Origin of the sequence: Nocardiopsis sp. NPDC006832, assembly GCF_040635885.1 — a bacterium.
In the GTDB taxonomy this organism is placed as follows: Bacteria; Actinomycetota; Actinomycetes; order Streptosporangiales; family Streptosporangiaceae; genus Nocardiopsis.
The window spans coordinates 23,289-48,294 of sequence record NZ_JBEYLC010000050.1; the positions used below are offsets into that span (position 1 = coordinate 23,289).

Below are 25,006 nucleotides of genomic sequence, written 5' to 3' on the forward strand. Positions count from 1 at the left end.
GGTTCGTGAGCGAGGTGTGAGGAAGTGGCATGATCAGAGTTCTCCTGGCCGAGGACATGCACATGATCCGGGGGGCGTTGCGGGCGCTGATCGGCATGGAGCCCGACATCGAGGTGGTCGCGGACGTGTGCGCGGGCGGCGACGTGCTGCCCGCGGCGCTCGAACACCGTCCCGACGTCGCCGTCCTGGACGTGCAGATGCCGGGGATCGACGGGGTCGACGCGGCCGCACGCCTCCTGGACCGACTGCCCGGCTGCCGGACCCTGATCCTCACCCAGCTCGCACGCCCCGAGGTCCTACGCCGGGCTCTGGCGGCCGGAGCCTCGGGGTTCATGCTCAAGGACGCGCCTTCGGCCGATCTGGCCCAGGCGATCCGGCGGGTGGCGGCCGGGGAACGGGTCGTGGACCCCGACCTCGCGGTGGCGGCCATCGGGGCCCGGGAAAGTCCCCTGACGGAGCGTGAGGTGGAGGTCCTGCGCCTGGCCGGGGAGGGGGACGAGCTCAAGGAGATCGCCGCCCGGCTCCACCTGGCCCGGGGGACCGTGCGCAACTACCTCGGGGCGATCGTCACCAAGCTCGACGCCCGCAACCGCTTGGACGCGGTGCGCATCGCGACCGAGGCGGGCTGGCTCTGAGCTCTCGGGTCACGACCGGGCCGAGGCCGGCTCGTCCTCGGTGCGCGTCCTCTGACGCAGGGGATGGGTCACGGTGAGTCGGTAGCGGCCGCCCTCGACGGCTCCGACGTCGAGGGCGCCGCCGGCCACGGTCACCCGCGCCGTGAGGTTGGTGACGCCGCTCCCCCCGAACGACGCGACCCGCGGGCCGCCGCGGGCACCGCCGGTGTCGGGTGGGACTCCATCGTTGACCACGCTCAGACACACCTGGTCCTGGGTGGTGGTCGCCCGGATGGAGACCCGGTGGGCCTTGCTGTGCCGCAGCACGTTGGTGATGGCCTCGCGGAGCACGGTGGCCAGCAGGGTGTCGACGTGGTCGTCCAGCAGTTCGGTGTCGATGTCGAGTTCCACGTCGACGTCCGCGGCGATGAGCGTCTCACGGGCCGAGGCGGCCTCGGTGTGCAGTGAGATCTCGGGGTCCTCGTAGGGGATGGCCCGAAGGTCGGTGAGGGCGTTCCGGGCCATCCTCTCGATGTCCCGGAACTCGGTGTCGGCCCGTTCGGGGTCGCGGGCGGCGAGTTCGGCCTTGACCGTGATGGCGGCCAGACCGTAGCCGAGCAGGTCGTGGACGTCGGCCGTGATGCGCCGACGTTCCTTGGTCGCGGCGATCGCCGCGAGCGCCCGCCGTGTCTCGTGCACCTGGGCGACGAGTTTGGTGAGCAACGCCAGGCCGTAGAACATCACCGCGACGGAGACGGTGGCGACCGAGGAGACCGCGATGACGCCGACGGGATCGGGTTTGACCAACACGAGTACGAGGAACTCGGTCAGGACGATGGCGGCGCCCAGGACCCACTGACTCACCCTGTGGACCACGGTGATCAGTGCCGAGGCCACCACAAGGCTGACCAGACTGTGGACCAGGTCGAACTCTTCGTGGATCAGGGGCAGGAGCGCCAGCCCCATCTGTAGGGGCAGGGTCAAGGCCAGGAACCGGGGGCGCCCTCCCCCCTTTCGCGGCAGCAGGTGATGGACGTACAGGCCCACGACGGCCAACGCGATGGCGCAGCCGATGATGGTGTCCGGGGCGGGGTCGACCACCGTGAAGGCCACGGCTCCGGCCATCCAGATGGCCAGTCCGCTGAGGATGATCGGCAGGGCGAGCCTGGGCGTCATGTCGGCGCGGGGCACGTCCCGCGGTGAGGTCGTGGGGATGCGTCGGACCTGTTCGCCCGCCCGACGGGTCACGTCGAGGATCTCCCGGGGGTTTCTCCGCGCGACCAGGCCGACCACCTTCGACAAGGCCGTGCCGAGGACGGTGTCCAGGTCACGGGAGATCCGTTCGCGTTCGGCCGCCACCGACTCCGCGGCCAGTTCCCTGCGAGCCGCGTGCAACTCGACGTACAGGTCGTTGAGTCGGGTCAGGCCGAAGATGATCAACCCCAGGATCAGGGTGTTCCCGGCGGCGCTCACACCCACGTAGAAGTCGGTGTACGAGAGCGCTCCCGCCGCGACGGCCACGGCCCCGAAGAGGAACCAGCGCACGCGCCCCGGGACGAGCAGCAACACGGAGGCGGCCAGGAAGGCCTTCGGCTCGCTCCAGGGGAACAACACCGCCTGGGCCGCGAGGGTCCACAGACCGCGCATCCGTTTGGTCTGCGGCAGGCAGTGCACGAACTGGAGCGCGAGCGTCAGCAGGGTCGCCACGGTCGGCTGGCCGAGGAAGGAGGGCAGGGCCAGGCCCAGGAGCGTGATGCTGAGGATCGCCACGGAGGGTCACTTTATCGCCCTGGGCCAACGTTGCCCCATTTCGCACTATTGCTCCCATTCGTGCAATACGCATGCTCGATCGGTGCGCCTGACACTGGGCACCACTCCGCGAAAACGGAATTCTCTTCACCGCGCCACGGAGACCCGCTTTTCCGGTCGATTCCGGCATACCGAGCGAACCCGTGCGCGCGTCCATGAACGAGAGAGCGGGGTTTTCGGGTGAGTACGGAACAGGTGCCGAACGTCGGCGCTTCGGAGCACGGCCGCATCGGTCCTCCCGGGGCGGAACCGGCCGGAAAGCCCCCATGGGCCGTACGCCTGTCCGGGGTGAGCAAGGTCCACGGCCAGGGCACCGGCGCCGTGCACGCCCTGCGCGACGTCTCGATCGACCTGCCCGTCGGTGGGTTCACCGCCGTGATGGGCCCCTCCGGCTCGGGCAAGAGCACCTTCCTGCACTGCGCGGCCGGGCTCGACACCCCCAGCTCCGGAACCGTCCACCTCGGGGACGTGGAACTGTCCGGCCTGTCCGAGGACAAGCTCGCCGAACTGCGCCGCGAGCGCGCCGGCTTCGTGTTCCAGGCCTTCAACCTCCTGTCCTCCCTGGACGTCCTGGGCAACATCACCCTGCCGCTGCGCCTGGCCGGCAAACGCGCCGACGCCGACTGGCTGCGCGAGGTGGTCGATCGGGTGGGCCTGACCGACCGGGTCGACCACCGCCCCGCCCAGCTGTCCGGCGGCCAACAGCAACGCGTCGCGCTCGCCCGGGCGCTGGTGGCCCGACCCGAGGTCGTGTTCGCCGACGAACCGACCGGGGCACTGGACAGCCGTACCGCCACGGACGTGCTGACCCTGCTGCGCCGCGTGGTCGACCAGACGCACCAGACCGTCGTCATGGTCACCCACGACCCGGTGGCCGCCTCCTACGCCGACGTCGTCCTGTTCCTGGTCGACGGACGAATCGTGGACATCCTTCCCCACCCGACCGTCGACACCATCACCCGACGCATGGCGTCGGCCGAGGAGAGCTGATGTTCGGGCTCGCACTCGCCACGCTGCGCGGCCGCGTCGTCGGCTTCGCCGCCTCCTTCCTCATCCTCTTCGCCGCCTCGGCCCTGGCGACCGCCTGCGGCATCCTGTTGGAGACCGGCGTCCGCGGCGACCAGGAACCCGAGCGCTACGCCGCGGCCCCGGTCGTGGTGGCCGGCGCCGACGCGCTGCGCCCCTCCGGGGCCGAGGACGCCTTCGAACTGTCCGAGCGGGCCCGGGTCGACGACGAGACCGTGGAGCGGGTCCAAGCCCTGCCGGGCGTCTCGGACGTCGAATGGCTGGACTCGGGTATCGCGCTCGGGGTGCACGGCGACGCAGACCCCGAGGAACTGGGCGAGCGGGTCGCCGAGGTTCTGCCCCCGAACACGCTGCGCGCCTACACCGGGGACGACCGCGCCATCGCGGAGTTCCCCGAGCAGGAGCAGGCCCGCAACATGGTCCTGGCCCTGGCCGGCAGCGCCGGCGGCACCGCCCAGCTCATCTCGATCTTCGTGGTGGCGAGCACCTTCGGTCTCCTGATCCAGCAACGGCACCGGGAGTTGGCGCTCCTGCGGGCCGTCGGCGCCACACCCCGGCAGGTACGCTCTCTGCTCCTCGGCGAGATCCTGGTGGCCGCCACCATCGCCGGCGCCCTCGGGGTGGCCCCCGGCGTCGCCCTCGCGCACCGGCTGCACGATCAACTCACCGCGAACGGCTTCCTTCCGCCCGGCTTCTCCCTGACGGTGGGCCCGATCCCGATGGTCGCGGCCGTCCTCCTCGGGGTCGGCGTCGCCCTGCTCGCGAGCTGGACGGCCTCCCGTCGGGCGACCCTCATTCGGCCGGTCGAGGCACTGGGCGAGGCCGCCGTGGAACGTCCCGAGCTCGGACGCGGACGCATCATCGCCGGAACGCTCGTGGCCGGCTTCGGCCTGGTCCCCCTGGTCATGATCGGCCAGATGGGCGGGCAGGCCGCCGCCTCGGCGCCCGCGGCCTCCTCGCTGATCCTGGTGATCGCGGCCGCGCTGTTCGGTCCCCTCATCGTCCGGTGGGCCTACCGGTCGGTCGGCTGGATCCCGGCCCGGATATCCCCCGTATCCGGGTACCTGGCCGCCGCGGCCACCCGAACGAACACCCGACGTCGCGCCGGCGCGGTCGCGCCGCTGATGCTGTTGGTGACCTTCGCCGGCACCACGATCCTCGTGGAGACCACGCAGTCGCACGCGGCGGAGGAACAGGTGAGCGCGGGCACCCTCGCCGAACACGTGCTGCTCCCCCCGGAAGGGGACGCCGGGTTGGACCCCGCCGTCGCCGAGCAGGCTCGGGGCCTTTCGGGCGACCCCGCGGTGACCGAGGTCGTGCGCACCCAGGTGCTGTCCAACGCCTCCTCACCGATGCCCTCGGGGGTCTCGGACTCCCCGATGGTGCCGGCGGAGATGGCCGCGGAGATCCCGGAGTCGCCGATGGTGCTGCTTCCTCTCCCCGCGCAGGGCGTCACCGTCGAAGGGCTGGACCGCAATCTCGATCTCGGTGTGCGCTCCGGGTCCCTGGCGGACCTGAGCGGGGACACCGTGGCGTTGAGCGAACTCACCGCCGACTCCGGAGACCTGGGTGTCGGCGACATGATGCCCCTGTGGATGGGCGACGGCACCGAGGTGGAGCTGGAGGTGGTGGCCACCTACGACCGTGGCCTGGGCTTCGGCGAGGTGATGTTGCCGTTCGACCTGGCCCGTGAGCACACCACGGGGCAGATGGCGCACCAGGTGCTCCTCAGCGGGCCCGAGACGGCGTCGGTGCGGGACCTGGCCGACTCCTCGGCCGGTGCGGTCGTCAGTGACCGGCAGGAGAGTCTGACCGCCCAGCGGTCGGAACGCGAGCTCAACGCCTGGGTCAACTACCTGCTGCTCGGTGTGATCAGCGCCTACATTGCGATCGCGGTGGTCAACACCCTGGTCATGGCGACAGGTGAGCGTCTCCGCGAGTTCGCGCTGCTGCGGGTGGTGGGCACCACCCGACGCCAACTGCTCGCCATGCTGCGGTGGGAAGCGCTCTTCATCGGTGGCCTGGCCCTCGTGGTGGGCGGTATCGGCGTGCTGATCGCGATCGTGCCGTTCAGCGCGATCATGGCCGGAACCCTGATCCCTCACGTACCGCCGCTCGTGGGCCTGGGGATCATGGCGTTCACGCTCCTGGTGACCTTGGCCGCCATGCTCGTTCCGGCGCGCATCGCGCTGCGCACACCGCCGACCGAGGCCCTCACCGGGCCCAGGTGAGCCCGCCGCGCGCGACCTCTCCGTGCTCCCCCTCACCCTCCGGTCCATGACCGGACCCGATACCAGGGGCGCCCCGCCCCACTTTCCGTCCCGGGGCGCCCCGCCCCTCATCCCCCGATGACGGAACCCTTCCATCCATGTCACAGGAGAGACCATGACCGCACCACAACCCCCCGAGCGGTTGCCCGCCTGGCGGGCCTTCATCAAGCGCCGTCCGCTGCTGAGCTTCTTCACCCTGTGCATCACCCTGAGCTGGGTCGCCTGGGTCCCCTACATCGTCGGCAACCACGGGCTGGGGATCGAGGACATCGGGGGCACCGACATGATGACGGGCCAGCTTCTGTTGATGCTGCCCGGCGCCTACCTCGGGCCGATCTTCTCCGCCTTCCTCGTCACAGCCGTGGCCGATGGACGGGAGGGGGTCCGCAAGTGGGTGGGCCGTCTGTTCAGGTGGCGGGTCGGTCTGCGCTGGTACGCGCTGGCCCTGCTCGGCGTCCCGGCCGCACTGATCGTGTGCAGCCTCGTGTTCTCCGGCGGAAGCATCCAGGCGCCGCCGAGCATGCTGTTCGTCATGTTCCTGCCCGGCCTGATCCTGCAGTTCCTGACGACCGGTATCGCCGAGGAGCCGGGCTGGCGTGACTTCGCCCTGCCCCGTATGCAGCCCATGTTCGGTCCACTGCCGGGCACCGTCATCCTCGGTCTGATCTGGGGTGTGTGGCACCTTCCGCTGTTCCTCACCCAGTGGGCCGGCTACCCGGAGGAGGTCACCTGGCTCTCCCCATTGGAGTTCACGGTCTCCTGCGTGGCCATCAGCATCGTGATGACCTGGGTGTTCAACCGCACCGGCGAGAGCCTGCCGGTCGCCATCCTGCTGCACGCCGGCGTCAACAACTTCATGTCGATGGCCTACGGCCCCATGTTCCCCTCGATCGACGCCCGCGACACGGCCGCCCACGTCATGCTCCTGGCCTTCGGTGTGGCCTCCATCGTTCTTCTCATCACCACCAAGGGCAGGCTCGGGTACGTGCCCGCGGTCCAGGACCCGGCTCCGCATGATCCGGCCTCGTCCCAGGGCGACCGGAAGCCCGGGGAGAATGTCCAGGCCTGACGACCTCGATCCCGAAAGAACCCGAGTAGGACCTCTTTGATCTTCAGCGACACGGCCTCCCGCCCCGCCCCCGGATGTTCACGGGCGGGGCGGTCGCCCTTTCTCCTCCCGTCCATCGCCGGCGTGGTCATCGCCCTCACCACCGGTTGCGGCGCCACCATGCCCGCGACCGCCCCCGCTCCCCCGGTCACCGGTCCCGCCGCCGACGGTGAACCGACCGAGGCGGACGTCAACGCCTGGCTCGACGGGCTCGTGCCCGCCGCGTTGGAGACGGAGGGCATCGCCGGCGCCGCCGTGAGCGTGGTGCACGACGGCGAGATCCTCACCAGCCGCGGTTATGGCAACTCCGACACCGGGGTGGGCTACGAGTACGAGGAGACGGCGGCCGGCGACATCGTGACCACGCCGGTCGACCCCGACCTGGACCTCTTCCGGGCGGGATCGGTCACCAAACCCTTCACCGCCACCGCGGTGATGCGGCTGGTCGAGGCCGGTGAGCTCGACCTGGACACCGACGTGAACGAGTACGTCGACTTCACCCTGAACACCTCCTTCGACGAGCCCGTCACCCTGCGCCACCTGCTCACGCACACGGCCGGGTACGAGGAGGTCATCGCGGCCCTGGTCCTGCCCGACGGGACCGAACCGGACCTGCGCGCCGCCGTCGCCGACGCTCCTCCCGAACAGGTCTACGAGCCCGGGACCGTCCCCGCCTACTCCAACTACGGGTACGCCCTGGCCGGATACGTGGTCGAACGGACCAGCGGTGTGTCCTACGAGGAGTACGTCGACGAGAACGTGCTCGCCCCACTGGGAATGGACTCCTCCACCACCAGGCAACCGCTCCCCGACGACCCGTCGTTATCGCTCTCCCACGGCTACGCGACCGACGACGGCAGACCCCAGGACTTCGAGATCGTGGCGGGTGCGCCCGCCGGCTCGCTGTCCACCACGGCCACCGACATGGCCCGCTTCATGCTCGCCCACCTGGACGCGGGCGGCGAGGACGGGCCCTCCGTGCTGTCACCGGAGACCCTCGACCTCATGCACGCCCCGGCCCTGGACGAGGACACGTTGGGAGGCCTGGCCGAGGGTCCCCGGATGACGCTGGGCTTCTTCGAGGAGGATCGAAACGGGCACCGGATCATCGGCCATGGTGGGGACACGTCCTTCTTCCACACCCACATGCAGATCTACCCGGAGGACGACACCGGGATCTTCATCAGCCTCAACAGCGGCGGGCACGAGAAGACCTCCACTCTGCAACTGCGCGAGGCCGTCATGTTCGGCTTCGCCGACCGCTACTTCCCCGAGCAGGAACAGGAGGAGCCTCTACCGGCCGGCGGCGAGGTCTCCGAGGGCCCGGAGAGGCGCGCCCACGCGGTGGCGGGTTCCTACAACGGTTCGCGGTCGACGCCCAGCACCTTCCTGAAGGCCCTCGACGTGTTCCGGGAGACCGAGGTGACGGTTCGCATGGACCTGAGCATCCTCGTCTCCCCCGGCCCCGAGACCGGGCGTCCCACCGCCTACGAGGAGATCGAACCCTGGGTATGGCGCGAGGTCGAAGGACAGCGGATCCTGACCGCCCGGGTGGCACAGGGCGAGGTCGAGGCCCTCGGCCACGGCCCGGCCGGCGCTCTGCTGCCCGTCGAACCGCAGCGGTCGGCGACGATAGCCCTGCCGGTGTTGTTCCTCTCCGTGGGAGTACTGGTCCTGGCCCTGCTGTCCTGGTCGATCGGCGCGCTGACACGGTGGCACCTGTCCCTGCCCGGGCGGGACCGAACCGGACGCCTGGCGCGTGCGGCCACACGGGTCGCGGTGGGTGCGACGATGGCCGCCTGCGCCGGCTGGGTCCTGGCCATCATGACGATCATGGACCTGCGGGACGTCTCCCCGCTGACGTTGAGGGCGATCCAGGTCGCTCAAGCGGTGGGCGTGCTCGGCGTCGTCCCCGCCGCGATGGTGGTCCTGGCCGATGTGCGTCGCCGGGCCGGGTGGCTCCGGTGCGCGGGCGGGGTGCTGGTCCTGGCCGCGCTGGCGGGCTGTGCCTGGTTCGCCGTGTCCTTCAACCTGCTCGTCCCCGACATCTCCTACTGAGTCCGCCACCTTGAAGCGCTGTCCACGGGAGCCTCTCCCGTGGACAGCGCTTTCTCAGGACAGCGCTTTCTCAGGCCGTGGGCAGGCGCCACGCGGTGATGCCGCGCGGTGCCAGGACGTGGGTCCCCGCGCCGGACGTGGTGACCCCCGTCAACGGGGCGCCCGACAGGCCGCGGAGTTCGACGGGTTCGTCGGTGCGATTGGTCAGGAAGCGGTACTCGGCGTCATCGTCGGCACGCACGGTCAGCTCCACCCGGCCGCGCAACCCCTCGGGGAGTTCGCCGTCGATCCCGGCGTCGGCCAACAGGCGGCCGAGCAGGGCGACTCGGTGGGCCTCGTCCAAACGGGTCGAGACGTAGGCGGCGCCACCACCGCCGGGCAGCGCGCGACGGGTCAACGCCGCTCCTCCCGCCAGGGGACCGTCGGCGTAACGGGCCAGGACCTCGGTCTCGGCCGAGGTGACGGTGATCCGGTCCGACCACACCGTTCCCGAGGAACCGTCGTCCAGGCCCACGCTCGCGCCCTCGGGCAGGGGCGCGAACTCCTCGATCCGAAGACCCAGCAGGTCGCGCAACGGCCCCGGATAGCCGCCCAGGTGGACGTGATCGTTCTCGTCGACGATCCCGGAGAAGTAGGTGGTGACCAGGTGCCTACCGCCCAAGGCGTACTCCTTCAGGCGTTCGGCGGTGGCCTCGGGCAGCACGTGCAGCAGGGGCGCGACCACCAGGTCGTAGGCCTCCCAGTCGGCGTCGGTGGGCAGCACGTCCACACGCACGCCCACCTCAAGGAAAGCGGTGTACCAGTCCAGGGCCTCGCGGTGCACGTCCAACAGCGAACTGGGCAGCGAGTCGCGGCTCACCGCCCACCTGGACTCCCAGTCGAAGACGATGGCGGCCCGAGCTGGCAGCCGCCGCGATCCGGCGACCTCGGCCAGGTCCTCGGCCAACACCCGCCCCAGTTCGGTCACGTCCCGAAAGACCCGGCTCTCGGCACCGGTGTGCGGCACCATCGCCGAGTGGTACTTCTCCGCACCGGCCGCCGACTGTCGCCACTGGAAGAAACACACGGCGTCGGCGCCGTGCGCCACGTGCAGCAGGGAGTCGCGTGCCATCTCACCCGGGGCCTTGGGCGGGTTGACCGAGCGCCAGTTGACCGCGCTGGTGGAGTGCTCCATCAAGTACCAGGGGCGCCCACGTGCCAGGCCGCCGGTGAGGTTGGCGCAGAAGGAGAGTTCGTCGGCGCCGCCGGGTTCGGGGCGCACGTAGTGGTCGTTGGAGACGAAGTCGACCTCGTGCGCCCAGTCGGCGTAGTTCATCTCCGAGACGTGGCCCATGACCATGAAGTTGGTGGTGATGGGGATGTCGGGAGTGATACGACGCAGGATAGCGCTTTCCGCCCGTAGGTGATCGAGCAGCGCGTCGGAGGAGAAACGCGCGAAGTCGAGCTGTTGGGTGGGGTTGACGTGCGAGGCGGCCAGCCGGGGCGGTAGGACCTGACCCCAGTCGGTGTAGCGCTGGGACCAGAAGTCGGTGGCCCAGGCGTGGTTGAGCCCGTCGACCGTGGTGTAACGCTCCCGCAGCCAGGCCCGGAAGGCGGTCGCGGCGTCCTCGGAGTAATCGTGGACGTTGTGGCAGCCCAGTTCGTTGGACACGTGCCAGGCGGCCAGGGCGGGGTGGTGACCGTAGCGTTCGGCCAGGGCGGTGGTCACCTCCAGCGCGTGGCGGCGGAACACCGGTGACGTGGGGCGCCAATGCTGGCGGGCACCGGGCCAGACGGTCTCACCGGTGCGGGTGACCGGCAGGATCTCGGGGTGAGCGGTGGCCAACCAGGCGGGCGGCGAGGCGGTGGCGGTGGCCAGATCGACGGCGACGCCGTTCTCGTGCAACCGGTCCATGATCTCGTCCAGCCAGCCGAAGTCCCAGGTGTGGGGGTCCGGTCGCAGCCGCGACCAGGAGAACACCCCGAGGGTGACGATGTTGACCCCGGCGCGGCGCATCAGACGCAGGTCCTCCTCCCACACCCGGCGGGGCCACTGTTCGGGGTTGTAGTCGGCGCCGTAGCCGAATCGGGGGCGGGCGGGCCGGTCGGGCCAACGCGGCCAGTCACGCGAACCGGCGTCGGTCATGGTGTTTCCCTTCGAAGAACATGGGTGTGGTGGGGACGGCCGGGGCCGCCCCCACCGGGGTCGTGCCCCGGTCAGTCACCGGTGTCGACGGTGAATCCCTGGTCCTCGCCGTAACGGGCCGAGACGTCCTGCCAGTCGGCCAGCCCCTCGGCGAGGGTGGTGTCGGAGACGTAGGCCTGGCCCACGGTGTCGTTGAACAGCGAGTTGGCGTGGGCCTGGTAGGGCAGGTAGGCCCAGCCCTCGCGCACATTGGCCGCGGAGTCAGCGTAGACCTGGTTGACCTGCTGGCCACCGAAGTACTCGGACTCGATCGCCAGGAACTCCTCCGATTCCAGGTCGGCGACGGTCGCCGGGAAGGCGCCCTGGTCGATTCGGGCCTGGATCCCCTCACCGGCGTTGGCGTACTCGATGAAGGCGTAGGCGAGCGCCTGGTTCTCCGCGCCCACCGGCACCGCCAGGGCGCTGCCGCCGCTCTCGGCGCTGGAGGTCTCACCCTCTTCCCAGGCGGGCGGCGGGGCCACCCTCCAGGAACCGGCCCCGTCGGGGACCCCGGACTCCAGGTTCAGCCCCATCCACGCGCCGGTGACCAGGGTGGCGACACTGCCGTCGCCCAACGCCTGGTACCACTCGTCGCTCCAGGAGGTCACCGGTAGCAACAGGTCCTCGTCGATGAGCTGCTGCCAGGTGTCCGCGTAGCGGGCGGTGCCCTCGTCGGTGAAGTCGATGGTGACCTCCTCGCCCTCCACCGAGTAGGGCTGTCCACCCGCGTGCCAGATCCCGGTGGTGGTGCTGCCGGCGTCACCGTTGTCGGCGGCGATGCGCACGTCGGGGTCGGCCTCGGTGAGTTCCCGGGCCGCTTCGACGTACTCCTCCCAGGTGGTGGGGACCTCCACGTCGAGTTCGTCGAAGACGTCCTGGTTGTAGAACAGGGCGATCGGCCCGGAGTCCATGGGCAGGGCGTGGATAGCGCCTTCCTCGCCCTGGACCGCGCCCCACGGTCCGGCCGTGTAGGACCCCTCCAGTTCCTCGGCCCCCAACGGGGCCAGGTCCACCAGGTGTCCGGCGATGGTGAACTGGCCCAGCGCGAAGTACTCGATGTGGGCGACGTCGGGCAGCCCCGACCCGGCGGACAACGCGTTCTGCAACGCGGTGTACTGCTCGTCGCCGGTACCGACGTTCTCCACGTTGACGGTGACGCCGGGGTGGGCCTCCTCGAAGTCCTCGGCGACCCGCTCCAGGGTGGGTTCCCAAGCCCAGACGGTGATCTCACCGCCCTCCTCCAAGGCGGTCGCGACGTCCTCGGCGGTGATGTCGGGGGCGGTGTCGTCACCGGAGCCACAGGCGCTCAGCGCCAGGCACAGTGCGCCGACCGCGGCGGCACGGGGTGCTCTGCTGTTCATCGGGGGGTCTCCTCGGTCGTGGTGGTGTGTTCAGCCCTTGAGGCTTCCGGCGGTCAGACCGGAACGCCAGTAGCGCTGCAGCATCAGGAAGGCGGCGATCAGCGGCACGATGGTCAACAGCGATCCGGTGATGACCAGGTGGAAGACGGGTTCGCCCCCGATGGTGGCGGCCTGGTCGTTCCAGGCGTCGAGCCCGAGCGTGAGCGGGAACCAGTCGGGGTCGCGGATCATGATCAGCGGCAGGAAGTAGTTGTTCCAGGTCGTCACCATGGTGAACAGCAGAACCGTGGCGGTTCCGGGAGCCAGCAGCGGCAACGCCACCGTGAAGAAGGTGCGGAGTTCCCCCGAGCCGTCGATGCGCGCCGCCTCCATCAGCTCCGTGGGCACCGCCTGGGCCGCGAAGACCCACATCAGGTACAGGCCGAAGGGCGAGATCAAGGAGGGGACGATGACCGACCAGGGGGTGTTGGTCAGGCCCATCTGGCTGAACATCAAGAACGTGGGCACGGCCAGGGCGGTGCCGGGCACCGCTGCCGCGCCCAGGACCACGGCGAAGACGGCGCGCCGCCCGGGGAAGTCGAACTTGGCCAGGGCGTAGCCGCCGAGCATCGCCAACAGGGTGGCTCCTCCCGCGCCCAGCACCACGTAGAGCACGGTGTTGAGCAGCCAACGCACGAACACCCCGTCGTCGTAGGTGAGCGTGGCGGCGATGTTGTCCAGCAGCGCGAAGTCGGAGCCGAACCACAGTCCGAAGCTGTCCAGCAGTGACTCCTGGCCCTTGGTGGCGTTGATGAGCAACCAGATCAGGGGCACCACGGAGTACAGCAGGGCCAGTCCGGTGATCAGGGTCAGGACGACGCTGGGGCGCCGGCGGGGCGATCCCTGCGGGCCGGGCGCGGAGCGGCGACGGGGCCGGGGCCGGGGCCGGGGTGAGCGGAGCGGGGTGGGGGTGCCCATGGTTCACGCGGCCTTTCGCATGCCGAACAGCTGGACCGCGTAGGCGATGACCATGGTCAACAGCCCCATGATGATCGCCACCGCCGCGGCGTAGTTCTGCTGTTGGCCGGAGAAGGCCAACGAGTAGGTGTAGAGGTTGGGCGTGTAGCCGGAGGTGATGGCGTTGGGCGCCAGACTCTGCAGGATGCTGGGTTCGTTGAACAGTTGGAAGCTGCCGATGATGGAGAAGATCGCCGCGATCACCAGGGCCCCGCGCAGGGCGGGGAGCTTGATCGCGGCGATCACCCGCAGCTGGCCGGCCCCGTCGACCTCGGCCGCCTCGTACAGGTTGTGCGGCACCGTGCGCAGCGCCGAGTACAGGATGAGCATGTTGTATCCGACGAACTGCCAGGTGACGATGTTGCCGATCGAGGCGAGGATAACGCCGGGGGCGAGCGGGTCGGGCAGGGTCACGCCCAGCAGGTCGTTGGCGTTGCCGACGAGCCCGAACCGGGTGCCGTACATGAAGCCCCACATCAGGGTGGCCACCACGGCGGGGACCGCGTAGGGCAGGAAGATCGAGATGCGGAAGAGGTCGCGCCCGTAGAGTCGACCGCTGTCCAGGGCCAGGGCCAGGAGCAGCGCCAGGAACAGCATGATCGGCACCTGGACGGCGAGGAAGAGCGTCACCCTGGACACCGAGTCCCAGAACACCGGATCGGTGAGGGCTCCGCGGTAGTTCTCCAGGCCCACGAACGAGGTGCCGCCGACCAATTGGTCGCGGTACACGCTCAGATAGAGCGAGTACAGGATCGGTGCCACGAAGACCAACGCGAAGACGGTCATGAACGGGGCGAGGAAACCCCACCCGGTCCAGCGTCTTCGGGGTCGGCTCCGCGCCGGTGGCCCGTCCGGTGAGGGTGCGGTGGGTGCGGTCGTCGGCGTCATGGGGGGTCCCTCGTCGTGCACTCCGTGTCGACCACGGCCAGGCCCCGGTGCTGGGGGCGGGGGGTGGGCACCAAGCGATGTTTACGCAAACATTTCGGTGTCGGGAGTGTTGCACCGGGGTCGCCCGGAGGTCAAGGGGTCGGGCGCGGGAAACCTTCGCGGTTCACACCGAGGGCGGCGCGGTGCTGGCGCGTACCACCAGCTCGGTGGGCACCAGCGAGGCCCCGGGGCCGTCCGCCTCCCCGCGCAGCCGACGCAGCGCCCCGGCCACGAGTCGGCGCCCCACCTCATGGAAGTCCTGCCGGACGGTCGTCAGCGGCGGCAGGAACGACGCCGCCTCCGCGATGTCGTCGAACCCCACCACGCTCACGTCCTCGGGAACCGACCGGCCCCGCTCGTGCATCGCCCGCAGCACACCCAACGCCATCTGGTCGTTGGCCACGAACACCGCCGTGCACTCGGGATCGGCTGCCAGATCCAGCCCCGCCCGGTAGCCGCCTTCGGCCGACCAATCGCCGTGGATCGGCTCGGGGATCGGGCACCCGCTCTCCCCCAGTCGCTCCCGCCAGGCGCGGGCCCGGTGTTCCGCGCAGAAGGACTCCCTCGGGCCGGCCAGATGATGCACCGTCCGATGTCCCAGGTCGAGCAGGTGCGAGACCGCCGAACGTGTTCCGCCCCTTTGGTCGGTGTCGACCATGCCGTACCGATCGTCGGCTTCGGAGTCGGCCACGACCACGTGCAACCCCTGCGGCAACCGGACGTCGGCGGCGTCCAACAGGTGGACCTCCATGATGACGATGACGGCGTCCACCGCCAGCTCGCCCAGCCGGGTGAAGGCACCCAGCACCCCGTCCTGGGTGGGCACCGCCACCGGGATGAGCGTGATCGCGTACCCCTCCTGGGCGGCGGAACCCGCGATCGCCTCCAGCGTGCGCAACGTGCCCGTGGTCGACAGGGTGAACACGATGACCCCGAGCGTGCGGAACTCGCCGCGTTTGAGGGCGCGCGCGGCGCTGTTGGGCCGGTAACCGAGCTCCTCCATGGCGGCCAGCACCCGTTCTCGGGTCTCGGGCACCACGCTGGGGCTGCCGTTGGAGACCCGGGAGACGGTCTGCGAGGAGACCCCGGCCAGTCGGGCCACGTCGGCCATGGAGACCCGGGCTCCGCGACGGCGTGCCCCCGCCACGGTCTCAGCGCCCTCTCCCATCCCCACGCCTCCGTGCCCCCTGGCGGCGTCTTCCCCGGCCGCCTCCTGCGTTCGACGGCGCTCAGTTTAGCCGGCACGGGGCGGAGCACCGGCCCTAGGCGGTCGGCGGCGCCGCCACGCTGTCGCGTTCGACCAGGGTGGGGGTGATGACGCTTCGCGTGGAACCGGTCCGTTCACCCGAGACCCGGGACAACAACACGCTCAGCGCCTCGGTGGCCACGGTGTCGAAATCGGGCCGCACCGTGGTCAACGGTGGAATGAAGTAGGCGGCCTCGGGCACGTCGTCGAAGCCCACCACGCTGACGTCGCCGGGCACCGAACGGCCGCGTTCGTGCATCGCCCGCAGGATCCCCAGGGCCAAATGGTCGTTGGCCGCGAACACCGCCGTGACCTCTGGCATTCGGGCCAACATCAGCCCCGCCCGGTAGCCCGATGCGGCGCTCCAGTCGGCCTGGCTGACCGGAGGAACCTCCGCGCCGGCCTCCTCCAAGGTCCGCTGCCAGCCGCGCAGTCGACCGGCGGCGTCGAACCAGTCCGCCGGGCCCGACACGTGCCAGACCGTCTCGTGTCCGGCCTCCAGCAGACACCGCGTGGCCAGTCGCGCCCCGGCCTCCTGGTCCACGGTCACCAGGGTGCCCTCACGTTCGGGGTCGCCGTCCACCGTCACCACGGGAACGTCGGTGGGCACCTCGGCCAGGGCCTCGTCCGCCGCGCCGGTGGGGGCTATCACCACGATCCCGGCGGCCCGCTGTTCGCGGTGGTGTTCCACCGCGGCGGCGATGGAACCGTGGTCCAGGACCCGGACCCGGCGCACGCTGACCACGAACCCCCGCGCGGTGGCGGCCAGTTCGAAGGCGGCCAGCAGCGACGAGGGGCCGAAGAGCGTGGAGTTCTGCGCCACCACGCCCAGGAGCTGGGACTTCCCGGTCGCCAGGGTGCGGGCGGCCCGGTTGGGGCGGTAACCGAGCTGTTCGATGGCGGCGCGCACACGCAACCGGGTCTGCTCACGGACGTTGGGGTGTCCGTTGAGCACACGGGACACCGTCTGGTGGGAGACACCGGCGAGCCGAGCGACGTCCGTCATCGCGGGGTCACGGTTCACCCGGACGGGCGGGGAAGTGTGGTCCACCCAAAAACTCCTTGCCGGGGTTGGTGGGCGTTAACATACTGCACTGCCATTCCCGGGGCAATGGTCGGGAAGGTCGGGAAGTAGGGGTTCTCCACCCGGCTTGTTAGCGCTCACGCCACCGGCACGGGAAAACCCCGGTCGAGTAACCGACCGGGGCGTACGGATTCCTAGGGAAGGTGGAAGACCTCGGTCAGCGGAAGCATCCCCTCATCGGGGCGACCGTCCAGGTCCTCGAAGAGAGGCGCCATCTCCGCCTGCCAGCGGGCGTTGACCTCGGTCTTCGCCATGGCGGCACGGGCCGCGTCGAAGTCCTCGGTCTCCAGGTAGCCGATCACCATGCCCCGCTCGTCGGCGAACAGCGAGTAGTTGTGCCAACCGCTCTCCGACAGGGCCCGACGCATCTCGGGCCATACCTGGGCATGGCGCTCACGGTATTCCGCCAACCGATCCTCGCGCACCTTCAGCACGAAACACACTCGTCGCATGCGTCCCCTTCCCGGGTCAGAAGTCGAAGTCGTCCACGTTGTCGGCGTCGAAGACCAGCGGCGGGCCCAGCACGACCTCGCCGTCGGTCTCGAACGTGAACTCGCCCAGGTCTCCGGCGGTGAAGGTCTCCCCCTGCGCGCCGGTGATCTGTCCTGCCTTGAGCGCGGCGCCGGTGTACCCGGCCAGGTAGCCCAGCTCGTGCGGGTTCCACAGCGCGAACCCATCGACCGTGCCGTCGTGCACGAACTCGCGCATCTGGTTGGGCGTGCCCAGGCCCGTCACCACCAGTTCGCCCTGGTACTCGGAATCGCTGACGTAGCGGGCCGCGGCGGCCAGGCCGACCGTGGTGGGCGAGACGACCGCGTCCAGGTCCGGGTGGGACTGCATCAGCCCCTGCATCTCCTGGAACGACTCCAGGTCGTCGTCGTTGCCGTAGACGGTGTCCACCAACTCCAGGTCGGCGTACTCGTCCTCCTGCAGGATCTGCTCCATCTCCTCGATCCACGCGTTCTGATTGGTGGCGTTGGGAGTGGCCGACAGGACCGCGAAGGTGCCCTCGCCGCCGAGCTGTTCCTCGACCATGTCCACCAGGGTCTGCCCGATGAGCCGGTTACTGGACTGGTTGACGAACACGTCGGTGCAGTTGGCGTTGGAGTCATAACCCACGATGACCGCGCCGTTGTCGCGCGCCTCGTTCAGGGACGGGCACACGGCGTCGGGGTCGTTGGCGGCGATGACGATGACGTCGCTGCCGGCCTGACTGGCGGCGTTGATGTACTCCACCTGGGAGTCGGCGGTGGCCTCGGTACCGCCCCGTTCGGTGGCCACGCCGCCCACTTCCTCCACCGCCTCCTGTCCCCCTGCGTCGACCAGGTCGAAGAACGGGTTGTTGAGCTGCTTGGGCAGGAAGTCGATGGCCAGGCCCTCGGGGATCTCCGCGTCCGGGTCGGCGGTTCCCGTGGGCCCCTGGGCGTCCTCGTCCTGGGCGTCGTCGATGGTGGTGCCGCCACAAGCGGTGGCCAGCAGCATCACCGCCGCGGTCGCGGTGAGGAACGAATAGCGTCGGGGGTCGATCATGGTGTGTCTCCCTCGGGGGTACGGGATGCGAGTGGGCGTGCGCGCCGGGAGCGGACCCGGGCCACGAGGTTGGGTGTGACGACGGAGGCGATGAGGATCGCGCCGGTGACGATGAGCAGGACGTCGCTGCTGACGCCGAACAGCTGCAGGGCGTTGCGCAGGACACCGAGCAACAACACGCCGCTCATCACGCCCAGGATCGAACCGACACCACCGAAGATGGACACCCCGCCGAGCAGGACGGCGGCCACGACCTGCAGTTCCAGGCCGAAGGCGGTGTCGGCGCGAGAGGTGCCGTACTGCAGGGTCCAAAAGAGCCCGGCCGAGGAGGCGACCACTCCGCTGAGCGTGAAAAGCCAGAACTTCGTCCACTTCACCGACACCCCGGAGAAGCGGGCGGCCTCGTCGTTGTTACCGATGTCGAACAGGGAACGTCCGGCGCCGGTGGCGTGCAGGAACACGGCGAAAAGCAGGGCGAGCACGAGGATCGCCACCGCGACCCAGGGCAGGCCCTCCACCCCGGGGAAGGGTGCGCGGGCCCCGCTCACCCAGTTCTGCGGGTAACTGGCCACGGCCCGATCCCCGAGCAGCACGTAGGCCAGGCCCCGGTACAGGGCCATGGTGCCGATGGTGACCGCCAGGGAGGGCAACCCCATCACGGTGACCAGCACCCCGTTGAGGGCGCCGAGCAGGGCACCGATCACCAGGCAGATCACCAGGGCCGTTTCGATCGGGACACCGGATTCCCACAGCACGCCCAGGGTGGCGCTGGTCAGGGCCAGGGTGGAGGCCACCGACAGGTCGATCTCCCCGGTGATGACGATGAGGGTCATCGGCAGGGCCATGAGGGCGATGGCGGCCACGCTCAACAACAGGAAGCTCGTGTTGCGACCGGTGGCGAACACGTCGACGAACATCGACGCGCACAACAACGCCACCACCAACGCGCCGACCACGGGGGCCTCGCGGGCCGACAGCAGGGTTCGGAACCTTCCAGGGGTGGGGGAAGGGGCGATGGTGTCAGGAGCCACGGGGACCTCCTCGGAGCCTGCGCGCCGAGCGCAGCGCCAGCAGCCGGTCCAGGCCGATGGCGGCCAGGATGAGCGCGCCGACGACGGCCTGGTGCCAGAACTGGTCGATCCGCCAGATGGGCAGGGCGGCGGTGATGGTGGTGAGCAGGATGGCACCCAGGGCAGCGCCGTAGACGGTGCCCACTCCCCCGGCGATGGCCACGCCGCCCACGACGGCGGCGGCCACGACCTGCAACTCCATGCCGAAGCCGACGGTGGAGTCGACGGTGCCGTAGCGGGCGGCGAAGAGGACCCCGGCCAGACCGGCCAGCGCGCCGTTGGCGACGAAGGCGGCCAGGACCCGGCGCCCCACGGAGATGCCGGACAGGCGGGCCGCCTCGACGTTGGAGCCGATGGCGTACAGCTCACGGCCCGAGCGGTAGTGGGACAGGAACAGGCCCACACCGACGACCACGACGATGGCGACGGCGGCGGGCAATGGTACGCCCAGGACACTCGACCGACCCAGGTCCAGGAAAGCGGAGGGCATGTCGTGGGCGTTGACCTGGCCACCGTCGGCCCACCAGTGGCCGAGCCCGCGGAAGGCGTAGAGCGTGCCCAGGGTGACGACCAGCGCGGGCACCTGGGCGAAGGTGACCAGGAAACCGTTCACCAAACCGCACAGGGCACCGACCACCACACCGGCGATGAGCACCACGGGGACGGGGAGCCCGGGGAAGGCCACGAAGAGGGTGCCGGTTCCGAAGGCCGACAGTCCCATCACCGAACCGACCGACAGATCGACGTTCTTGGTGATCAGGACCAGTGCCTGGCCCACGGCCAGAACGGACAGTACGGTCGCGCCGAGGAAGAGGTCGCGCACGCCCTGGCTGGAGAGGAACCCGGGATTGTTCAGCCACGTGGCCGCGATGAGCAGGACCACCGCCAGGAGCACACCGAGTTCACGCACCCGACGGGTGCGCCGGACGCGTCCGGTCGTGCTGGACACGACCGGGGTCTGGGTGTCGGTCACCGTCACGTCGCCCCCTTCCCCACGGTCGTTCCGGTGGCCGCGTACATGACGGACTCCTCGGTGGCCTCGGATCGGTCGAGTTCGGCGGTGAGTCGCCCCTCGTGCATCACCAGGACACGGTCGGCCATGCCCAGGACCTCGGGGAGTTCGCTGGAGACCATCACCACGGCCACCCCTTCCCCCGCCAGGGTGGTGAGCAGACGGTGGACCTCGGCCTTGGTGCCCACGTCGATCCCACGGGTGGGTTCGTCGACGAACAGGATCCGCGGTTCGGTGGACAGCCACTTGGCCAGTACGACCTTCTGCTGGTTGCCGCCGGACAGGGTGGAGACCGTGTCGGCCAGATCGCCGAACTTCAGGCGCAGACGCTCCCCCCAGTGGTGGGCCGCCTCGTTCTCCGCGCGCGAGGTCAGCAGGCCCGCGCGGCTGAGCGGACGGCGACGGGTGGCGGTGGCGTTGCGGGCGATGGAGGACTCCATGACCAGCCCCTGCTGGCGGCGGTCCTCTGGGACCAAGGCCATGTGGGCGGCCATCGCGGCCTTGGGCCGACCGGCGGGGAGCGGTCGACCGTGTACCCGAACCGCGCCGAGGTCGTAACGGTCCACCCCGAACACGGCGCGTACGACCTCGCTGCGTCCGGCGCCCACCAGCCCGGCCAGCGCGACGATTTCCCCGGCCCGCACCGTGAAGGAGACATCGGCGAAGACCCCTTGCCTGGTGAGCCCCTCCACCTCCAGGACGGTCTCACCGATGACGGCCTCCTGTTTGGGATAGAGGTCGTCGACGTCGCGGCCGACCATGCGGCGCACCACTGTGTCCACCTCCAGGTCGCCGGTGGGGTCACAGGAGACGAAGGATCCATCGCGCACGACCGTGACCCGGTCGCTGAGGGCGAACACCTCGTCGAAGCGGTGGGAGATGAACAGCAGCGCCGCTCCGGCGTCGCGCAAGGAGCGGGCGACCCGGAACAGGCGTTCGGCCTCCACCCCGGACAGCGCGGCGGTGGGTTCGTCCATGATCAGGACCCGGGCGTCGCGGGTGATGGCCTTGGCGATCTCCACGAGCTGCTGGTCGGCGATGGACAGTCCGCGCGCGGGACGTTCGGGATCGACCTCCACACCCAGACGGGTGAACGCCTCCCTGGTCAGGCGACGCATGCGGGCCTTGTCGATGGTGCCCCAACGGGTGCGGGGCTGGCGACCGACGAAGATGTTCTCGGTGACCGACAGGTCCGGGAAGAGGGTGGGTTCCTGGTAGATGACCGCGACCCCGGCCCGTTGGGCGTCGGCGGGGGCGGTGAACTCCACGCGTGCGCCGTCGACCAGCACACGGCCGTGGTCGGGGCGGTGCACTCCGGCCAGGGTCTTGACCAGGGTGGACTTGCCGGCCCCGTTCTCCCCTACCAGGGCGTGGATCTCGCCCGGGTGGAGTTCCAGGGACATGTTCCGAAGGGCGCGGACGTTGCCGAAGGCCTTGCTCACGTCGGCGAGGGAGAGGACGGGCGGACCCGTGGGGCCTCGAACCGCCATGCTGTCCTCCTTCCGTTGAGGACTCGCGTCGAGGTCGATACGCGGAGGGATCGGTGCGTGGGTCGGATCAGCAGACAAAACGTTTTAATATGAGGGTGATGTTAATTAGGCCACAGGCAGCCGTCAAGACATCCGGGAAACATCCTGATAAAGGGCCAGGACCGCCCACAACACCGCCCGGATCGGCGAGGGACGCCCCTCGCCCCTGAGTCACTTGTACGATTGACATTGACACGTTTCAATCACGGTGTGACCATGAGCGCACCTTCCAGGCTGGGAGTACCGCACGTGCCCGAGAACCCGAACCCCACCGCGGCCCGGCGCTCCGTCGGCATCACCCAGGTCGCGAAGCACGCGGGGGTCTCGCCCGGGACCGTGTCCAACGTCCTCAACCGCCCCGAACGAGTGGCCACGGAGACCAGGGAACGCGTCGAGGCCGCCATCCGCGAACTCGACTACGTGCGCAACTCCTCCGGCAGCAACCTGCGGTCCGGCCGCAGCGACTGCGTGGGACTACTGGTCCTGGACGTGACCAACCCCTACTTCACGGAGGTCGCGCGCGGAGTCGAGGACGAGGCGGTGGAGTCCGGCCTGGCGGTGCTGCTGCTCAACTCCGCCGAGGACCACACCCGACAGGAGCGCAACCTACGCCTGCTCGCCGGACAGCGCGCCGCCGGCGCGGTCGTCATGCCCATCGACGACGACCTGTCCGACCTACGCTGGTTGAGCAAACAAGGGATCCCCTGGGTCGCGCTGGACCGCGGCGACGTGCCCATCGAGGAAGGCTGCAGCGTCAGCGTCGACAACGAGGCCGGCGGACTGGCCGCCGGGCGCCACCTCATCGGGCTCGGCCACGAACGGATCGCTTTCCTGACCGGCCCCTTCTCCATCGACCAGGTCCACCGCCGCCACCAGGGTCTACTCCAAGCCGTCACCGAGGCGGGCCTGGACCCGGAGACCGCCCTCGACCTGGTGCACGTGCCCCAACTCAACCCCGAACAGGGCGAGAAGGCCGTGGACACCATCCTGGCCGGTGGGCCCCGCCAGCGTTCCACCGCGGTGTTCTGCGCCAACGATCAGCTCGCCCTGGGCTTCCTCAAGGGGCTTGGGCGACGTGGCCTACGCGCCCCCGACGACATCTCGGTGATGGGCTACGACGACATCGACGTCGCCGCCCTCGTGCATCCCGGGCTCACCACGGTCGCCCAGCCCAAGTACAAGCTGGGACGCACGGCGATGAGCCTGCTCCGGGAGCACTTCGACGACTCCGGCCACAGACACGAGCGCCGGCTCTTCACCCCGGAGATCGTGCTGCGCGGCTCGACGGCCGCACATCGGGCCTGAGTTGAGTTGACTGAGTTGGTTGAGCTGGCTGAGCTGAGCTGGCTGAGCTGAAGCTCGGGCGCGTCCGAGCGTTCGCGTGCATGCCCATGCTGATCTTGATTCAGTGCGAGTTTAAAACGATTCATCTTGGTGGGTGCGTGGGGCGCCTGGGCTAGATAACCCTGGGGTGGTTGGGCGGGGTGGGGGTGGGTTCTCCCTCCTTCCCCGCCGCGTGATTGTTGCCGCCCGCACCGCACGCGTCAAGGCAATGTCGTGTGCTCTGGCAGCGGGGCTGGTGGCCTTGACCCGTACGGCGCGGGCGGCGGTTTGGCGGCTATCGGGGAAGGGGGGAGAGTGGTTGAGGTCCCAACGGCCCTGCGGGCCTGCGGCCCACTCCGGCCGTGGCCGGCCGGATCCCTTCCCTTCCCTCTGGTGTCCTCGTTGAGCGCGTCGCCACTACGTGACGGGTCAGGCAACGAAGGACCCGCTACAGGTGGGGTTCGGGGCGGGGCGCGTCCCCGCGGTAGCCGGCTCTGGTCTTCACAGCGATGATCTTGCTCCTAGCGCCCATTTGGGCGCCCAACATGGCGCTACGGACAAGATCATTTCTCTTCAGAGCCCCTTCCCTCGAATTCGCCAGGAGTGTCTCCGCGATAGACGAATCCGACCATAGCGAAAAGAGGTTGCGGGCAACCCGAAACAGAGGCTCTCGCATAGCAGGAATGCCGGCCCCAGAATTCGGTTAATAAACTCGCGGGTAGGCCTGCCATTGTTGGGGGTGTTCGCATATAATCAGAGTATGAGCTTTCCTCCCCACGCACCGCGCCCGACCGGGAACACCCCGGTCGATAAGGCGATGGCGGGTGCGCGGGAGATCGCAGTGGAATTCTCCGGCCGGGATATCCCGTTCGGGTGCGAAGCCGATGCGCTCGCACAGTTCGGCCGCCTCAACCAGGAAACAGACCGCATCCGCTACGGGATGCTGCCCGCCCTAGCCCGTATGGAGGCCACCGGCGCCCTGCTGGAAGAGGGCGGACAGCGCAGCATCCAGACGTGGATCACCCACCAGTGGGGCACCACCCCGGCCGAGGCCAAGAGCCTCGCCACCCTCGCCCGCGCCCTACACCGGCAGCAGCTGCCCTTGGTGGAAGAAGCGTTCGGGAAGCAGACTCTGTCTTTGGGTGAGGCGTGCGCCATCGCGACCTCCACCGAAAAAGCGACTACCGAGTGGGCGAAGGTCCTGGAAACTGCGGATGAGGAATTCCGTGCCCAGTGTCCTTCGGTGGAGGGGTTTCGGGCCCGGTTGGAATACGGGCTCATCGCCTATAAACAGGAATGCCCGCAGGCTTCGGTGCGCCAGTTGCGGGACGCGGCGAAATGGTTCGTGGCCCGCCTGGATCCGGATAAGGTCGACCGGGACTACGATGAAACGTTCGAGAACCGGGGCGCGCAGTTCTCGCCCACCTTCGAGGGTGGGTTCCTGCTACGGATGTGGGGGCCGGGGGCCGATAACGAGCTGATCCAGGCCGCCTTGGAGGCTTACACGCAGCCGTATGGGCCGGAGAACGCCGCCGTGGCGAAGCATCAGCGCATCTATGACGCGATGAGGCGGATCTTCGAGACCGCTCTGACTCACCGGGGTTGCTCCAGTCTGAGCCGCCAACCGTTGGCGACCCTGAACATCACCGTGCCGCTGAAGCGGTTCCTGGGTGATGGGTCGGCCGAGCCCGCCACTACCGAGGATGGTGTGGTGTTGCCTGATCAGATGGTGGCCCGTTTGACCCCCGAGAGTTGGTTGCGCCGGTTCGTGACCGATGCCCAGGGTCGGACTCTGTTGGATGTGGGGCGTAAGCAGCGGTGCGCTCCGGATCCGGTCCGTCAAGCGGCGGGGTTCAAGAAGCCCTACTGCGAGTGGCAC

19 protein-coding genes are annotated in these 25,006 nt (G+C 69.5%); 7 read left to right on the forward strand and 12 right to left on the reverse strand.

The window, feature by feature from the left end; genetic code table 11:
* Nucleotides 1-29 precede the first annotated feature (29 nt).
* Nucleotides 30-635, forward strand: a complete 606-nt coding sequence (locus ABZ717_RS21420; protein WP_358513243.1) for a response regulator transcription factor — start codon at nt 30-32, stop codon at nt 633-635.
* Between the two features lie 9 nt (nt 636-644).
* Here ABZ717_RS21420 and ABZ717_RS21425 read toward each other — a convergent pair whose 3' ends face one another.
* Nucleotides 645-2,384: a histidine kinase gene (locus tag ABZ717_RS21425; RefSeq protein WP_358513245.1), complete on the reverse strand. Its 1,740-nt coding sequence runs from the start codon at nt 2,382-2,384 to the stop codon at nt 645-647.
* A 267-nt stretch (nt 2,385-2,651) separates the two neighbouring features.
* Between ABZ717_RS21425 and ABZ717_RS21430 the strand changes: the two genes are divergently transcribed.
* The 4 genes from ABZ717_RS21430 (at nt 2,652) to ABZ717_RS21445 (ending at nt 8,885) form a co-directional block, all read left to right on the forward strand.
* Nucleotides 2,652-3,413, forward strand: coding sequence for an ABC transporter ATP-binding protein (locus ABZ717_RS21430; RefSeq protein WP_358513285.1), 762 nt, complete (start codon nt 2,652-2,654; stop codon nt 3,411-3,413).
* The gene (locus ABZ717_RS21435) at nt 3,413-5,680 is read left to right on the forward strand and encodes an ABC transporter permease (RefSeq protein ID WP_358513247.1); all 2,268 of its coding nucleotides are present in this window, start codon (nt 3,413-3,415) and stop codon (nt 5,678-5,680) included. The genes ABZ717_RS21430 and ABZ717_RS21435 overlap by 1 nt, the downstream gene beginning before the upstream one ends.
* A gap of 154 nt (nt 5,681-5,834) precedes the next feature.
* A complete protein-coding gene (locus ABZ717_RS21440) occupies nt 5,835-6,788 on the forward strand; it encodes a CPBP family glutamic-type intramembrane protease (RefSeq protein WP_358513249.1) in 954 nt (317 codons plus the stop codon).
* 123 nt (nt 6,789-6,911) lie between these two features.
* Complete coding sequence (locus ABZ717_RS21445; RefSeq protein WP_358513251.1) at nt 6,912-8,885, forward strand: serine hydrolase domain-containing protein; 1,974 nt, start codon at nt 6,912-6,914, stop codon at nt 8,883-8,885.
* A 70-nt stretch (nt 8,886-8,955) separates the two neighbouring features.
* Here ABZ717_RS21445 and ABZ717_RS21450 read toward each other — a convergent pair whose 3' ends face one another.
* The 11 genes from ABZ717_RS21450 to ABZ717_RS21500 all read right to left on the reverse strand — a co-directional run bounded on the left by ABZ717_RS21450 (nt 8,956) and on the right by ABZ717_RS21500 (nt 21,765).
* The gene (locus ABZ717_RS21450; protein ID WP_358513253.1) at nt 8,956-11,010 is read right to left on the reverse strand and encodes a beta-galactosidase; all 2,055 of its coding nucleotides are present in this window, start codon (nt 11,008-11,010) and stop codon (nt 8,956-8,958) included.
* 71 nt (nt 11,011-11,081) lie between these two features.
* Nucleotides 11,082-12,410, reverse strand: a complete 1,329-nt coding sequence (locus ABZ717_RS21455; protein WP_358513255.1) for an extracellular solute-binding protein — start codon at nt 12,408-12,410, stop codon at nt 11,082-11,084.
* A 30-nt stretch (nt 12,411-12,440) separates the two neighbouring features.
* A complete protein-coding gene (locus tag ABZ717_RS21460) occupies nt 12,441-13,367 on the reverse strand; it encodes a carbohydrate ABC transporter permease (protein WP_358513257.1) in 927 nt (308 codons plus the stop codon).
* A 3-nt stretch (nt 13,368-13,370) separates the two neighbouring features.
* Complete coding sequence (locus ABZ717_RS21465) at nt 13,371-14,294, reverse strand: sugar ABC transporter permease (RefSeq protein ID WP_358513259.1); 924 nt, start codon at nt 14,292-14,294, stop codon at nt 13,371-13,373.
* A 163-nt stretch (nt 14,295-14,457) separates the two neighbouring features.
* Nucleotides 14,458-15,501 carry a LacI family DNA-binding transcriptional regulator gene (locus ABZ717_RS21470; protein WP_358513261.1) on the reverse strand — a complete coding sequence of 348 codons (1,044 nt, stop codon included), beginning with the start codon at nt 15,499-15,501 and terminating at the stop codon, nt 14,458-14,460.
* A gap of 94 nt (nt 15,502-15,595) precedes the next feature.
* Entirely contained in the window at nt 15,596-16,630 is a 1,035-nt protein-coding gene (locus ABZ717_RS21475; RefSeq protein ID WP_358513263.1) for a LacI family DNA-binding transcriptional regulator, read from the reverse strand.
* A gap of 167 nt (nt 16,631-16,797) precedes the next feature.
* Nucleotides 16,798-17,115: an L-rhamnose mutarotase gene (locus ABZ717_RS21480; RefSeq protein WP_358513265.1), complete on the reverse strand. Its 318-nt coding sequence runs from the start codon at nt 17,113-17,115 to the stop codon at nt 16,798-16,800.
* A 16-nt stretch (nt 17,116-17,131) separates the two neighbouring features.
* Entirely contained in the window at nt 17,132-18,193 is a 1,062-nt protein-coding gene (rhaS, locus tag ABZ717_RS21485) for a rhamnose ABC transporter substrate-binding protein (RefSeq protein WP_358513267.1), read from the reverse strand.
* Nucleotides 18,190-19,224, reverse strand: coding sequence for an ABC transporter permease (locus ABZ717_RS21490; RefSeq protein ID WP_358513269.1), 1,035 nt, complete (start codon nt 19,222-19,224; stop codon nt 18,190-18,192). The genes rhaS and ABZ717_RS21490 overlap by 4 nt, the downstream gene beginning before the upstream one ends.
* Nucleotides 19,214-20,212 carry an ABC transporter permease gene (locus ABZ717_RS21495; protein WP_358513287.1) on the reverse strand — a complete coding sequence of 333 codons (999 nt, stop codon included), beginning with the start codon at nt 20,210-20,212 and terminating at the stop codon, nt 19,214-19,216. The genes ABZ717_RS21490 and ABZ717_RS21495 overlap by 11 nt, the downstream gene beginning before the upstream one ends.
* Before the next feature lie 26 nt (nt 20,213-20,238).
* On the reverse strand, nt 20,239-21,765 hold the full coding sequence (locus tag ABZ717_RS21500; protein WP_358513271.1) for a sugar ABC transporter ATP-binding protein: 1,527 nt from the start codon (nt 21,763-21,765) through the stop codon (nt 20,239-20,241).
* A 255-nt stretch (nt 21,766-22,020) separates the two neighbouring features.
* Here ABZ717_RS21500 and ABZ717_RS21505 point away from each other — a divergent pair, with 255 nt between their 5' ends.
* Both ABZ717_RS21505 and ABZ717_RS21510 read left to right on the forward strand, forming a co-directional pair.
* Nucleotides 22,021-23,109, forward strand: a complete 1,089-nt coding sequence (locus tag ABZ717_RS21505) for a LacI family DNA-binding transcriptional regulator (RefSeq protein WP_358513273.1) — start codon at nt 22,021-22,023, stop codon at nt 23,107-23,109.
* A 778-nt stretch (nt 23,110-23,887) separates the two neighbouring features.
* A partial coding sequence (locus ABZ717_RS21510) for a DUF222 domain-containing protein (protein WP_358513275.1) occupies nt 23,888-25,006 on the forward strand: 1,119 nt, incomplete at its 3' end.